This window comes from Paraburkholderia sp. BR10872 (assembly GCF_040965835.1).
Classification (GTDB): domain Bacteria; phylum Pseudomonadota; class Gammaproteobacteria; order Burkholderiales; family Burkholderiaceae; genus Paraburkholderia; species Paraburkholderia nodosa_A.
Map to the genome: position 1 here is coordinate 29194 of NZ_JBFRCN010000019.1, position 13873 is coordinate 43066.

The 13873-nt window shown below is 60.4% G+C and carries 16 protein-coding genes; 14 read left to right on the plus strand and 2 right to left on the minus strand.

Annotation, left to right across the window (positions count from 1 at the left end):
• The first annotated feature begins 10 nt into the window (after window positions 1-10).
• The 3 genes from AB4Y43_RS16710 to AB4Y43_RS16720 all read left to right on the plus strand — a co-directional run bounded on the left by AB4Y43_RS16710 (window position 11) and on the right by AB4Y43_RS16720 (window position 1320).
• A complete protein-coding gene (locus AB4Y43_RS16710) occupies window positions 11-292 on the plus strand; it encodes a hypothetical protein (RefSeq protein ID WP_368728285.1) in 282 nt (93 codons plus the stop codon).
• Between the two features lie 11 nt (window positions 293-303).
• The gene (locus AB4Y43_RS16715) at window positions 304-594 is read left to right on the plus strand and encodes a hypothetical protein (protein ID WP_368728286.1); all 291 of its coding nucleotides are present in this window, start codon (window positions 304-306) and stop codon (window positions 592-594) included.
• 414 nt (window positions 595-1008) lie between these two features.
• Window positions 1009-1320 (plus strand): hypothetical protein, encoded by a 312-nt coding sequence (locus AB4Y43_RS16720; protein WP_368728287.1) that lies wholly within the window; start codon window positions 1009-1011, stop codon window positions 1318-1320.
• Between the two features lie 49 nt (window positions 1321-1369).
• Here the strand turns inward: AB4Y43_RS16720 and AB4Y43_RS16725 are convergent, their stop codons facing one another.
• Entirely contained in the window at window positions 1370-1606 is a 237-nt protein-coding gene (locus tag AB4Y43_RS16725; protein ID WP_368728288.1) for a hypothetical protein, read from the minus strand.
• Between the two features lie 975 nt (window positions 1607-2581).
• On the opposite strand from AB4Y43_RS16725, the gene AB4Y43_RS16730 reads away from it, so the two are divergent.
• From AB4Y43_RS16730 to AB4Y43_RS16740, 3 genes are all read left to right on the plus strand, one after another.
• Window positions 2582-3517: a replication protein RepA gene (locus AB4Y43_RS16730; protein WP_368728289.1), complete on the plus strand. Its 936-nt coding sequence runs from the start codon at window positions 2582-2584 to the stop codon at window positions 3515-3517.
• A 67-nt stretch (window positions 3518-3584) separates the two neighbouring features.
• On the plus strand, window positions 3585-3773 hold the full coding sequence (locus AB4Y43_RS16735; RefSeq protein ID WP_368728290.1) for a hypothetical protein: 189 nt from the start codon (window positions 3585-3587) through the stop codon (window positions 3771-3773).
• Entirely contained in the window at window positions 3770-4708 is a 939-nt protein-coding gene (locus AB4Y43_RS16740) for a zeta toxin family protein (protein WP_368728291.1), read from the plus strand. Before AB4Y43_RS16735 ends, AB4Y43_RS16740 begins: the two co-directional genes overlap by 4 nt.
• Before the next feature lie 55 nt (window positions 4709-4763).
• On the opposite strand, the gene AB4Y43_RS16745 is transcribed toward AB4Y43_RS16740, so the two are convergent.
• Window positions 4764-5069 (minus strand): hypothetical protein, encoded by a 306-nt coding sequence (locus AB4Y43_RS16745; protein WP_368728292.1) that lies wholly within the window; start codon window positions 5067-5069, stop codon window positions 4764-4766.
• A 121-nt stretch (window positions 5070-5190) separates the two neighbouring features.
• Between AB4Y43_RS16745 and AB4Y43_RS16750 the strand changes: the two genes are divergently transcribed.
• The 8 genes from AB4Y43_RS16750 to AB4Y43_RS16785 all read left to right on the plus strand — a co-directional run bounded on the left by AB4Y43_RS16750 (window position 5191) and on the right by AB4Y43_RS16785 (window position 13868).
• Window positions 5191-5610 (plus strand): hypothetical protein, encoded by a 420-nt coding sequence (locus AB4Y43_RS16750; RefSeq protein ID WP_368728293.1) that lies wholly within the window; start codon window positions 5191-5193, stop codon window positions 5608-5610.
• Window positions 5610-6050, plus strand: coding sequence for a lytic transglycosylase domain-containing protein (locus tag AB4Y43_RS16755; RefSeq protein ID WP_368728294.1), 441 nt, complete (start codon window positions 5610-5612; stop codon window positions 6048-6050). Before AB4Y43_RS16750 ends, AB4Y43_RS16755 begins: the two co-directional genes overlap by 1 nt.
• A gap of 41 nt (window positions 6051-6091) precedes the next feature.
• Complete coding sequence (locus tag AB4Y43_RS16760) at window positions 6092-7123, plus strand: hypothetical protein (RefSeq protein ID WP_368728295.1); 1032 nt, start codon at window positions 6092-6094, stop codon at window positions 7121-7123.
• 10 nt (window positions 7124-7133) lie between these two features.
• Window positions 7134-8240, plus strand: coding sequence for a thioredoxin fold domain-containing protein (locus tag AB4Y43_RS16765; protein ID WP_368728296.1), 1107 nt, complete (start codon window positions 7134-7136; stop codon window positions 8238-8240).
• A gap of 32 nt (window positions 8241-8272) precedes the next feature.
• On the plus strand, window positions 8273-11383 hold the full coding sequence (locus AB4Y43_RS16770) for a hypothetical protein (protein ID WP_368728297.1): 3111 nt from the start codon (window positions 8273-8275) through the stop codon (window positions 11381-11383).
• Between the two features lie 6 nt (window positions 11384-11389).
• Entirely contained in the window at window positions 11390-11932 is a 543-nt protein-coding gene (locus AB4Y43_RS16775; protein WP_368728298.1) for a YcbK family protein, read from the plus strand.
• Window positions 11933-12045: 113 nt separating this feature from the next.
• Window positions 12046-13332, plus strand: a complete 1287-nt coding sequence (locus tag AB4Y43_RS16780; protein WP_368728299.1) for a hypothetical protein — start codon at window positions 12046-12048, stop codon at window positions 13330-13332.
• Window positions 13329-13868, plus strand: a complete 540-nt coding sequence (locus tag AB4Y43_RS16785) for a hypothetical protein (protein WP_368728300.1) — start codon at window positions 13329-13331, stop codon at window positions 13866-13868. Before AB4Y43_RS16780 ends, AB4Y43_RS16785 begins: the two co-directional genes overlap by 4 nt.
• The last annotated feature ends 5 nt before the right edge of the window (window positions 13869-13873 follow it).

Genomic DNA, 13873 nt, shown 5'->3' on the forward strand with positions numbered 1-13873 from the left:
CGGAGGGCTCATGTCAATGTACGATGACTTCAATGCGGTCAGCGGCGAACAGGCACTGAAGGACTTCCTGCGAGGTTGCGGCTTTGAGGAGATCGCCGCCGAACCGAAATGGAATCTCGGCGAGTATGAGATGTCCTATCTGAGAACGACTTTCCGCGTGGGATACCGTTGGTATGACCCGTCACAGGCATTCTCGATTCAGCGGGACATTCACAAGGCTCAGCTGTGGTCCATAGGCGCTAACGGGAGCGTGCAGGTTCACGGGAACATTGAATTCGATGAGGACGCGTAGGAAAACGGGGAATGATGCTCATTAAGCAACTAGTTCTCGCAGTGGTTGCGGCTGCACCATTTGCTTGCCATGCGGGCGAGCGCGAAACGACGTTGAAGTACGCGACCCATATGGTGAGCTATGTTGCCGCGAGGCCGGACGGCGGATTGCAAGTTCAGGCGGCATGGGAAGGCTACGAGGTGGTTAAGCGTGAAACCGGACTCTGTTACCGGATCGACCACACTAACCTTCGCATCGAAAACGTTGGGAGCGGTCAACGGGCACAGTTTGACGAGACGGTAACACCGGTCCCATGCGGCTAGATTGCGCAGGCTTTGCTCTGTTGAGCAAACGAATTGCGTGGGAAGCTGGAACACTCATCAGAAACTGTTTTGCGCGCGAGCGCCCGCCTCTCCGACCGGTCGTCGGACAATCAAGAAGGGAATAGGTTTGTATGAGCGATAGGAAGCAATTTATTGCAGACGCAGCGAAAGAGATCCTCGCGTCACTTGTTGCCGGCAGCGGTGGGCGTGAGTCCCTGGACAGCGACAGAGCGTTGGCACACAGGGCGTGTGGCCTTGCCGAATCCCTCTATGCCGTTTTGAAGGAAAAGGACCTCATCGACCAGCGGAAGTCCTACCTAACGCCGTAAGGTCTTCACATTGGCTGTTGCCACTTCAACGGAGCGGCAAGAGCCATGTCTATAGAGAAGCGAAATCTATCGAAGGAGATGATGAATGAGTTGGACCGTCTACCGCATTGAGCGCGCCGACACGTCGTTTTATTGGATGCGCACGTTCGCGGAACTATGCGAGATTGCGGCCGAAGAAGGCGAGTTGTTCGCGCAAGAGGTTTTCGAGGCAGAAATCGAGGGCGCCTTTGAAGCTGCGCGCGAAGCAGGGTGGGACGGCTCGCTGAACGAGGAGCCACACGTCTTTATCCTGCCGGCAAAGGTTGAATTCAAGTTCGGCTTTGTGTGGACGTCTCTTGACGAAGAGCGTCCCATGTTCGTTGTTGCGCCCGAAGCTCTGCCCTGGCTCGAGGCTTGAGCGCGCGCGGAGCCGACAGCGCCGCCACGCGACGGTTCTTCCAAAAATCCTAGCTCTGCTTCTGGCTGTAGGCAGTATCGAGGATCTTCTGGCGGTTTGCTTGGTTCATGAGGTAATTGGCAGGATCCACCTTGCCAAGTTCAGTGATTGCGGCGTCCTTCAGGGTACGCATCGCCTCAAGTCCCGCTTGCGCGTTCGCCAGCTTTTGTTCGAGTTCGCGCGCGTACGACATCCAGTTCTCAGCCGCCGCCTGATTTCGGATCGCGCGCCCCTGAATGAACGACATGGGATACACCCCTTCCAATACGCCGGTCGCCCGGCCACGCAATTAATCTACAGAAACCTGTAGGCCGACGCAAGTGGCCCCATGCCCCGTTTTCCGTGCTGACGACAAGCAAACCGGCGATGAGTAGCGTTGGTGAAACTGCTGTGTGCGACAGGCCTCTGAAGTTGCCACCAAGCCTTGTGAGAGCCGTCGGCGAAAAGGTTCTATCTCTCCTTCGTAGAAGGAGCCGGTGGAGCTTGTGGACAGCAGCCGACCGGTTGGCAAGGGTGGGTCAACCCGCAGGGTTGTCCCTGCCTTGTCAACGGGGATCGCGAAGCGATCAGGCTGGGACCCCGCGCAGCGGGGCTGTCCACAAATCCACGGGCTGGGTGCAGGAACAGTGGATATCCACAGATCGCGTGGCTCTTACTATTTGAAAGAGATATTTGTAAACCTACAGGCAAAACCTATAGGAAGAACTACTTGGGGATCCGTCAAATCCAGTACCGGTAAGGCTTTGCGGGCAGGTTGCGCGACCAGTTCACCCCGCAAGCGCGACCAATTCACCCCGCAAGCGCGACCAGATCACCCATTTTTAGCCGCGAAAGCGCGACCAGTTCACCCCGTAAGCGCGACCAATTCACCCTGAACAACTTGCGTCGTCCACAGGACTTATCCACAGTCTCCGACCAGTCCCCGCCGCGACCAGTTCACCCACGAATCGGGGGGCGCGACCAATTCACCCACACTAATGCCAGCTCTCGACGGGGCGCGACCAGTTCACCCACGTCCAGTCCACCGTCGAATACACACGACGATTCCACCTTGACAGGCCCTTGACATGTCTTTAAATTCCGTATCAAACCAACGATACGAAAATATCGGGAAGCCGGGCATCGGCTGATTGAGGGGTTGACGTGTCGTTGCGGACCAGGCGAAGACAAGGGCGCGACACCTCAACGGTAACGAAGAAAAGGGGTTGTCATGACTGAGGGATTGGCAGGCGAAGTTTCCGACCGGGAGCTGGGCTTCCGACGGGAAGCGAAGGTGCGTGACGCGGCGCTTGCGATCGCGGAAGCCGCGAGCGATCCAGATGCGCCCGACGAACTAACGTTCGGTGCCAAGTGCCTCGTGTCCGCGTCGTTGCCTTACCGGAATCCGCCCGCCTCGCGCCTGGTCAACGGTGCGTGGATCCGACGCAATGGTGACTACACGCTCTGGATTCAGGGCGGACCGCAAGGCATCCCGTACGGGACCTATCCGCGCCTGTTCATCATCTGGCTCACGTCCGAGGCAATCCGGACGGGTAGCAACCGTCTCAGTACCGGCGGGACGTTCAAGGAATTTTGCCGGAAGCTCAACATCGACCACAGCCGCGGCAAGCGAGGTCAGGGCCGCGCGCTGATCGAACAGGCGGATCGCCTGCTAAGCTCCCGAGCGGCGTTCATTACTGGCGATGCACAGCTCGAGAAGCTCAGCCGCAAGCATGTGGACTTTCTGTCGTTCTCTGACGCCTACAGTCTCTTTTTCGACGAGAGCGCCGACGATCGGCAACAATTGCTGTTCCAGTCCGAGATTGTCCTCACGGACAAATTCTTCAAGGAAATCACCACGCACTGTATTCCGCTCGATCTGCAAGCCGTTCGAGCGTTGCAGCAGGCACCGCTCGAGCTCGACATCTACCAGTGGCTCGCCTATCGCATGTACACGCTTCGCTCGCCAAGCAGGCCGACGTGGCAGCAGTTGTACATGCAATTTGGTTCCGGATACGCGCGCCTGCGCGATTTCCGGGCCGGATTTCTGGAAAGTCTCTCGACGGTGAAGCAGGTTTACGCGCAAGTGCGTGTTGAGCACAACGAAACGGGGCTGGTGCTTTTGCCGTCACCCACGCCGGTGGCCGGTCCGCGCCTGCACGTGGTTGGCGGCGCGTGATTCGAGACGTTAAATGGGGGTATACTGTCAGCAACGGTTGATCCGATCCAACGCAAGGAGCTCGATCATGGCTGCTGACAAACTGGGGCGTTTTATCACGAGCCCGGCCTTTCTGGGTCGGGCCAACGCGGCGGTCAACAAGGCCGTCGATAACCTCGAGGCGAAGGGTGTCAAGCCGGCTTACATCGTGCGCGCGTCCAAACGAAAGGGCGACCACGCTGCGCCGGCGAAGCGTAAGACCTTCAAGGCTGCATGAGCGCAAAACAAGAAGACGAATTCAACGACAATCCGCAGTTCCCCGCAGTTCTCGTATTTGCCGGACCGAACGGCTCCGGCAAGTCGACCATCACCGAAGCGATCCTCTCTGATCCCGCGCAGTTCGACGGCGAATATATCAACGCCGACGATATTGCGCGCGCGCTCGAACCGGAAATTCCCGACTACCTTGAACGCAATCTCAAGGCCGCAGCCATGGCCGAGGAGCTCCGTGTTCAGGCGATGAGCGAGGGGCGGGATTTCGCATTCGAGACCGTGATGTCCACGCCAGAGAAGGTCGCGTTGATGACTCAGGCCAAGGCTCTCGGTTATCGCGTGACGCTTGTCTTTGTGACAACGCAGGATCCTGAAATCAATGTGCAACGTGTCGCTGGTCGGGTCGCTGTCGGCGGGCACGCAGTCGAGCCCGATGCGATTCGCCGGCGCTATGAGGCCGCAATGGCGTTGCTGCCCGCTGCGCTAGAACAGGCTGACCAGGCGACGATCCTGGATAACTCGCAGGGCAGGGACGGTATCGTCGTGGTGGCGAACAAGATCGACGACGCGATTGAGATCCAGGAGAGCGCAGCAGATGTGCCGTGGGTCGGTGAAAAGCTCGTCGAGCCTCTCAAAGCCCGACAGTTGTCCCGACGCTTGATGAACGTTGTCGCCGGTGGCCGAACGATTTGCGGTGCCGAGGCGAAGGACGGAAAGGACTATTCAGGGGAAATCCTGCGCGTTACGCGGCATCACGTGCTGCAGGAAGTCGACGGTGCGCTGATTCTTCATGATCGCCAGTTGGTGGCGACGCGCGAATTTCATGAAGGTGAGCTGCAGGCCGTGTCGTACCGGTACACACACGGCAAGATTGCCGCGCTCGACGAACCGGAAACTCGCGACGCGTCGCGGGTGCGCGCGCCGCGCACGAAGGGCTAGGCAAGAATAGTCCAGAGGGAGCAAAAAAGAACGGGGCCAGTCGGCCCCGTTTGCGTTAGCGCGGCTTGATGTGCGTGCGCGGCTTGATCTGCTTGCGCGGACTGACAGGTTGGAGACCATCGTCCGCGGGCCCATGAGCGTGCCGCGCGCCAACGAGGCCGTCTCCGAGCTTGGCTAGCTCGCCAAGCAGGCCAAGGCCATGCAGTTGCGCCATGTGGTCGAGCGTCGGCGGTTCACCTGTCTGCAGCATCTCTGTTGCAACCTCACTGGCGATGTGAACCACCTGCCGGGCGGGCGACGGCCTCTCGGGCTCTGCGGGTTTGCTGGTGGGTTTGTGCTTCGGCGAGTCGGATTGGTCCATCGGGCACCTTGAAAGATAGTTTGTCCAGGAGACAAAAAATTGACCTTACGTCTGTATCATAGCTATGATACGAAATTAAGACGACCCCAACCCGATTGCCAGCCTCGCTGGATTTCCTACCATGAGCCGCCTTGGAGAGCCGCGCAGTGACCTGATCGATCTCATGACCTCCAAGGTCGGGATGATGGTCGCGCGCCGGATCGATGTCGCCCATTCGTGGGCTGACGCATCACCTGACGTTACTGTGCAGTTGCGCGATCTGGTCGCGCGCATGGCTGACTTCGTGCGCTCGCTGACGCGCCCGCAACTCGAAATGTGCCATGCGCAACTCAACCGCTTCTTCCGCCTCGTGCCATTCAGCGAGGCGATCCCTGTCGCGATCGAGATCGAGAGGAAGTGGCCGCATCACATCGAAACGTTGCCGGAAGCCAATCGGCGGCTCGACCTGATCCGCAAGGGTGGGGAGTACGCCGTGATTTTCAGCGAAGAGAAGATCGGCAACATTCTTGCCTGCCTGGCCGAAATCGAGGAGCAGGAATAGTGCCGTATGCCACGCCACCCTTCGTGCCGCCGATGCCGCTCGAGACGTTCAATTCATGCGTCGCCGAAGCCGAGCAGAAGTATCAGGTACCCGCGTGCATCCTGCATGCCGTACACGAGGTTGAATCCAGTGGTGACCTCGCGCCGGGGCTGGTGCGCAACAACACGAACGGTACGCAGGACTTCGGGGTCACCCAGATCAACACGGTGTGGATGCGTTACTTCACGCGGAATTTCGGGCTGACGCCAACGGCCTTCGCGAACAACGCCTGCCTTGCGGTGAACGGTGCCGCCTACATCATCCGATACGAGATCAATTCGTCTGGCGGTGACTTTTGGCGCGGGGTCGGCAACTACCATAGCCGCTCACCTGTCGAGCATGCCCGATACGTGATGAATGTCGCGCGCGAGGCGCAGAGGTTCGGATGTCAGATCAGGTAAATCACAACAAGAGCATCCTGCCACTGCTGGCCGTCGTCGCGGTGCTGACGGTCGTCGCATCGATCCTGGTGTGGCACATGAGGCACGAGCTGATCGTGCAGCGGATGCTGATCTGGAAGGCATATGAGGTCATTCCGATGGCGTGGCTCTTCGGCCCGGCCGATGATCTCCGGCAACGCCTCGTGATCTATTTCGACCACGCGGGCGTAATGACCTTCGGCGAAGTGTACTGGTTGGGGTGGCAGATCGGGGCACTCTGGCTCTTCATCCCGTTTGGCCTCGCAATCTGGTGGGCGCGCCGGGCGCTGAAGCACCCCGTTGTGTCTGCCTATCGTGTGCACTCGATCCAGTCGCTGCTCGAGGCACAGAGCCGAAGCTTTTCCTCGATCGTGCCCGTCCTGAAACGGGATCTGACGAACGACACGTCGCCGGAGTGGCGATCCTCGGTGCACCCTGAGGAATGGGTCGCGGAATACGGCCTCATCGTCAACGAAGCGCTGGATGTTCCGCTTACGCGACAACGCCTGGTCGAGCAGATCGGCAAGCGCGTAACAGCCTACAGCGAATTCACGCCAGAAGAGCGCGCGCTCTTCGCAGTGTTTGGCCTGCGCGTTTTCTTCAAGGACAAGAAGGGCGCGGACGCCCTGGCCGACGCATTGAACTATAGCGCCGAGAACAGCGAGTCGAAGGCCGATCTGTCGCTTGCCGATACGGCATTCCGACGCTGCGCGAGTGCGCCGGTGGCCAGGCAGTGGCTGCGCAAGCATCCCTATCCACGGACGCTGCTGATGGCCTTGCTGATCGATTCGAGGCAGATGGGTGTGCTGCCGTCCGCAAATTTCATCTGGCTCAAGCCGCATGACCGCGCCCTTTGGTATCCGTTAAACACGGCTGGCCGCAAGGCCCCGTTCATGGAGTCCGCCGGTGTATTCAACCAGATGCAAGCCGAGGAGGTCGCGTGGGACGCGGGCTGCGTACTCACCGAGCCGCACGTCGAAAACGCCATTCTGGGGCTAAGGAAGTATCTCGAGGACACTGGGGTACTCGAAATAGAAGGATCCAAACCGTTCTAAGGATACCTACATGAAAGTGAAGATGGATCTCGGCGCGCACTCTGCGCGCAATATCGTGAAGCTTGAGCCGGACGGAACGATCTTCTCGTACTTTGGAGCGACGGGCTTTCTGAAAAGCGTGGCACGTACTCGCTTCGCAAAGGGCGCGACGGCTTCGACGGGCTCGTTCATCGTGTCGGAGGCGAAGGGCGGCGATGCCGATACCGTCGCCTCTGCGCCCTACGCACTGATGTTCGTAAGCGAGGTCGACGGCGTCGAGAAGCTCGCGTTGATCGAGCGATTCAAGACGCAAGGCGACGCGCAACTCGCGTTCTCGCAGCTGACGCACGTGCTGCTTCGTCGCGTCGTGCGTGCGCGCCTTGGGAAACTCTGGCGCTCTGCCATCGTGTGGATCGGTGCACCGTTGCTCACGGCTACTGTGTGCATGGCCGCCGTGCGTTTTCTCGACTCGCATAACGGCGCGATCGACATGTTGCGCAACCTGATGAACACGCCGGGCGGCGTGAACTTGCTGCAACCGTCCCCGGCAGATCAGGCGTTAGGCCAGGCGATGCCGTCGATCGCGAAGCTGCCCGCCGCAATCTCGGGGCAGGCCGCCGCGCCCGCGGCCGACGGAGCGGTTGCGTCGATCACCATTCCTCCAACGGCTGCTGTGCAGCCGCCCGAAACAGGGTCGATGACCTCGATTTCGTTCGGGTTGAGCGCACAACCGCCGAGCAGGGTGCTCTATGTCTATTCGGATCCGAAATGCCCGGCGTGCCGGCGCTTCGAGCCGCACCTGAAAAGTCTCGCGAAGGACTTCGAGATTCACGTGTTGCCGGTTGCCTACCAGGAGGGATCGCTGCAGCTGGCCCGCAAGATCCTGTGTGCGCCGGATCGGCGCGCGAAGTGGGGGGAGGTGATGGACACCCTGGACGTCAATCAGGCCGTCACGGGTGCTGAGTGCCAGCAGGACGACGCGGCGCTGCAGGCAAACATGCAGACCTTTGACCGGCTCGGTTTTACGCAGACGCCACGTGTCGTGAGCGGGACGGGCCATGCGTTCGCGGCCGGCGCGACGGCCAGTGATATCCGGGCCGAAGCTGCGCGTCTTCCGGATACGAATAGCAAGGGGTGATGCCCCGATCTCCAACCCAGTTCGGATAGCGTATGTCGGATAAGTACAGCCCGTATGCATGGCAGGAAGTCAACCAGCGGAACATTACGCTGGATCCACGCACGCTGTCTCAGCGGTTCGGATGGTGGCTCAAGCAACCTCGCAACTACGGAAAGTTCCAGATCGGCATGGCGTGCCTTGCGCTCGCCCTGGCGTTTCTCTGGCTCCCGATCACGGTCGTCATGCTTTTCGCGCACCTCTGGTACACGTGGCAGCAGCAGGCCATGCCGATGCGCTATCCGAAGGATCTTGGCGGGATTGATCCGACGCTTGATGTGCAGAAGGCCAATCCCAAAGGAAAGGGGGAGATCACTGAGCGCAAGCAGGCAGACGGCATCCTGTACCTGGGGAATCAGCGCTCACCAGACCGGGGCGAGCATCTCAAGGAGCTATGGGCTACTAACGACGACTGCCGCACCCATATGCTCCTCATGGGGACCACCGGCTCGGGCAAGACGGTCACGCTGCTGAGCTTGTGTTTCAATGCGCTCGCGTGGGGATCCGGCTTTTTCTACTCGGACGGCAAGGCTGACTCGAGTCTGCATGCGGCTGTCTGGAACCTATGCCGTCGCGTCGGGCGTGAGGACGACTACCTCGTGCTGAACTTCATGACGGGCGGCGCGGACCCGTACAAAGCCAAGAAGACCACCGAAAAGAAGTCCAACGGCACCAACCCCTGGTACGACGGCGGTCCGGACTTTCTCTCGCAGCTCTCATCGTCGCTGCTGCCCAAGGCAAGCGGTGACGGCGCGCAGTGGCAGCAGAAGGCGGTCAACATGATGGACGCCCTCATTCGTACGCTGTGCTACGAGCGGGCAGTCGGCAATGTGACGCTCTCCATCGGTGTGATCCGCGAGTATCTGTCGCTCAAGAACCTTGTCAAGCTGTACCTGAAGGGCAAGAAGGGCGAACTGCCGGAATTCGCGTTCCTGCCGATCAAGGCCTATCTCGAGACGGGCCTTCCGGGCTTTAACCCGGATCTGGCCGACAAGCCGGACAAGTGGGATCAGGGGGTCTACGACCAGCACGGCTACCTCACAGGCCAGTACGCGCGCACGCTGTCCATGCTGATGGACACATACGGGTACATCTTCAAGGACAAGTATTCGGAAGTTGACATGATGGATGTGCTGCTCAACCGGCGCATCCTCGTGGTCATGATCCCGACGCTAGAAAAGTCGTCACAGGAGGCGGCGAACCTCGGCAAGCTCGTGGTGTCGAGCATTCGGCTGATGATGGCGATGAACCTCGGTCACGTGCTCGAAGGCACCTATGCCGATGTGATCGACACCAAGGCGACGGCATCGCCTGCGCCCTACATCATCACGATGGACGAGCTCGGGTATTACTTCGCTGAGGGCATCGCCCTGATGTTTGCTCAGGCCCGGAGCCTGGGCTTCATGATGATCGCCGCCGGCCAGGACATTGCGGCGATGGCGAAGGGCGAGAACAAGGAAGAAGTCGATTCCATGATCGCCAACACGAAAATCAAGTACACACTCGCACTTGAGGATCCGGACAAGACGCTGGACGTTTTCAAGAAGGTCGCGGGTGAAGCGATTTCTGTCGAGGTCGCCGCGTACGAGGGGTCGGTCAACAATTTCACAACCTCACACTACCGGCGCAATCTGAGCGGCTCGATTGAGAGGCGCGATCGTCTCGACATGCGCGAGCTCAAGGCGCTCAAGCCGATGGAGGGTGTGCTGATCTTCCAGGACCAGGTTACGCGCGCGCGCAGTTTCACGTGGTTCAACTCGACGCCGCGCACCAAGCTGCCGTTCCGGCTGAATCGTTTCCTGCAGGTCGATCGCCCGGCTCGCATTGAGTTGTCGGAGAAGATGCAGCCACTCTCCCAGACGAATCCCCGGTTCACCACGATCACGGGCATCGTGGCACGCATTCGCGAAGGCAAGCCTCCCGCTTATGTGGCAACGCAAGACCCGGTGCTCGATGCGGTTCGCGAGACGCATCGGCACATCGCCGAGACGAACCCCAACGAGTCGCCAGTCAATCGCGGTATCGCTTATTACATGGCGGCCGTCGGCGCGATGCGTGCGAACAAGCCGGACGCGCACGGCCGCTACTGGGAAGTGATCGAAGTCGACCCGACGACGCTCGAGGATGAAGCGCCGCCGATGGCGATCGCGGATGAAGACGGCGGCTCTGGCGAGGGCCAGGGCACCACAGCCTCGCGCGGTGGAGGCGGGGGACCGGCACCGCGCCCGAGCGGCAACCCCACCGGGAACCCGGCGTATCACAATCCGCCGTTGCAGGAGAAGGCGACTATCGTAGGGGCCGCTTCGACGCTCGACGATCTGGTGCGGGAATTCGCAGGCCCGGTGGACGCACAGGCCACAGCGGTTGTGGCCGAGCGTGCCGCTGCTGAGGCGGCGGCCGCCGTGCCGGCTGACTATGACGCAGAGGATGCTCCGGCTCCCGTGCGCGCGCAGCGCGAGGCCACGGGGCCTGCGAATTCGCCTGAAACCTCCGCGCCGGGTGCGACGCCCTCGCGCGCAGAGCCCGACGATGTACCCGACAGCATCGATGCGCTGCTCGAGGCGAATCTTGGCGGGAGCACCGGTCTCGACGCGGGCAAAGCCACGCCGGTTCGCCAGGATGCCGTTCCCACTGCTGATGCGCAGCCGGACGACATGGATGCGTTGCTGCGCGCCCACATGGACGCGGGCGAGGATCGGCCGCTCGATGCACCCGTGGCTGATCCAACGGGGTTGGACGATCCCGTGTTCGGCGAGGGGCCGGTGGCTGCGGTGTCGGCAGATGCGGTCATTGTGGCGGGAGAGCCCTTTGCCGAGCAGGCCGTGGCAGCGGTGGCAGCGCGGGGCGTTGCGCCGGAACCCAGCGGCAGCGGGCCGCATCAGCCCGAGATTGTCATTGGCTTTACCGAGAGGACGGCCGAAACCCTGGTTCAGATCGAAGCCGCGCTCGGTAGCGAGAATCCCGAGGAATCCATGAAAGCGACCGAGGCAGAGATCTCGCAGAAGTTGAAGTGGAACAGCCCGGTTGATGAGATGTCAGCGGACGAACTCGACGGTCTCTTCAGTTCGATGCAGGACACCATTCGCCGTTCGGCGCAGAAGGGGTGACGGACGATGATCGGGCGACGGGATTTTTGCCGCGCGCTAGCGGCGGCCGCGGCGGTCGCACCGTTTGCGTCGCCCGGCCGGGCGCGCGCAGACACGCAGTCGCCTCTGCCGACGCTCCTGTGGGTGCGTCGGGGGCGTGACGAGGCGCAGCTCGACTATTCGACCGCGGAGGGATACCGGGCGATCGCCTGGATGATGCGCGACGTTCGGGCGGGGATCATTGGTGTGCCGCATACCCGGCTGCTCGAGCAGTGGGCATGGATGCAGGCCTGGCTTGCCGCCTACGGCTACCACGTCCGCTTCGACATCCATTCCGGCCTGCGCACGCCGGCGACAAACCGTTCGACGGAAGGCGCGGCGTTGGCGTCATACCACCTTCCAGACGCACAAGGCGTCTTTCGGGCGGGCGATTTCAGCACGCCGACCATTCCGAGCGAGTACATGGGGCGGCTTGCATGGTTGTCGCGGCAAGGCGGCGTCGGCTTCTATGTGCGCGACTTTATTCATACGGATGTCAGGGGTAACCCGGTCTCCTGGCGGGCGCGGTGACGCTCCCGGCATGGGGTGTGCTGTCAGCAATGGCAATGGGCGCGAGGCGCTCATTGTTTTTCTTTTCGCCCACGGACTGCTGGTTGCGGCGCCGTTGTTTCGTATAATGCAAAATGAGCGAAGTGCGTAAAATTGCTTCGATACAGAATGAGCCGGAGGGTTTGATGAGAAACGACTTTGCTGCGGCACAACCGTCTGCGTTTGCTCGAGAACACTTCTCGGCTCCGCCCTTTTCAGAAGACCGGCCTGCCGCAAGCCAGCTAGACGGTGGCAGGATCCGCATCGACCGCGATGCGATCTACCGGAAGGTGATGGCCGCGCCCGCGGCGCTGCGTGAAGACGAGAATTTCCTCGTGACGCTGCTCGAGCGCATTCGCGCGTTCATCGCGCGGATCTTTCGTGCGATTTTCGGCAAGGCAGCGGGCAGCCCGGATGCACAGGCGGCCGGTGCGCCAGCTCCCAGTGGCATTGTGCGTGACAACGAGCACGAAATCGTGACGGATTCGTTGCCGGAATCCGCAGTGGGGCCGGTACAACAGTCGGTGAACGAGCTTATCGACCGCGCGTTAGGCGTGGATCTGTCGCCATCGGTCAGAGCGGCGATGGACATGCCGGAGATGGACCGCAAGCCAACGTTCCGCGTGCTGCTTCAGAGCAACCTGGACGATACGCTCGCCTGCCGGAAGCTCAGCGACTCGCTTCGCGGCGGATTGGAGCAGGAGCTCACGCTGTTTGCTGGTCAGCACGGGATTGAGCCTGCGGCAGCGCTGCGCATTCTGCGCGCTGATCTCGACAATGTCCGCGACGGGAAGGGCGGTGGCGTGCTCGCCAACCAGATCGATCCGGCTGGCGAGATGCGCACGCACATCGCGGAGCTCGGCCGGCTGGAAGCCTCGCTCGGTGCGTTGGCGCGTTCGCGAAGCTTGATCTGCGAACATGCTCTAACGACAGGGGTGTTCGCACGCGACGAACTCGCGGATCTTCTGCGCATGCAAGGGCACGACGCGTCGTTCCTGAGCGATAAGAAAACGCGGGCGCAGGACAATGTGGTGTCGCTGGCGCAGTTCAAGAGTGCGACTGTGCGTACGCCGAATGGCGAGGCGGCAAACGAGGGCCTGGCAGGAAACCAGCCGCATGAAAGTGCTTTGAGCGCTACGGCCGAGGCAGCCAGGCCGGAGGCTCGAAAGCTGGTGCTGGTGCATGATGCAGTCAGTCTGCTGGCAGAGCAGGGGGCGGTGGACGGAAAGCCCGAGACGGTTGAGGCATTGGGGCGCGCAGCTGCTGTGACCGATGCGATCGCCGACGAGTCCGAGTCCGAATTCGAATCGGATTGGGTAAGCGATGACTTTTCGTCTTTCCTCAAGAAAGACAATGGCTTTAAGCCAAAGCAGAAAATATGACTAGCCAGAATTCTTCCAGAGAAACCCGGACTGTTCCGTTCAGAAATGACGATATAGAATATTTCCGGGTACAACACGGACTCACGATTACCGAGGCATGCGAATGTCTCGGATTGCAACGCGTGAGCTGGACTGCCATGCTGAAAAAACCAGACAGCATGATTGAAGACAATAGCATATGTCAGGTGCTGGAGTTTTATCGGCTATACCCAGAGACAATCCCGATCAAACGAATACCCGATATGCGGGCTTATATGGAAAGCCTGACATTAGATCCAACGGTGCCAAAAGACAAAATTACCTTTTCACTCCTTCACGGAAAAGAAAAGGCAAGTTCGTATCGCTGGCTGGAAAGCGGCACCAGTCGTCCAAGTGCCTCAGTCGAGCGCTTAATGGCAGCCGTTAGTCGGTTACCGAACGATGTCCCTGGAGAAGATCGTCTTACTATCTTGAAAAAGATTGCCAAGACGGTTGCCAAGCGGCAGGGTATTGGCGATCCTTTCCTGAAGAATTCGTGGCGGCGAGAGAATAAATAATAGGC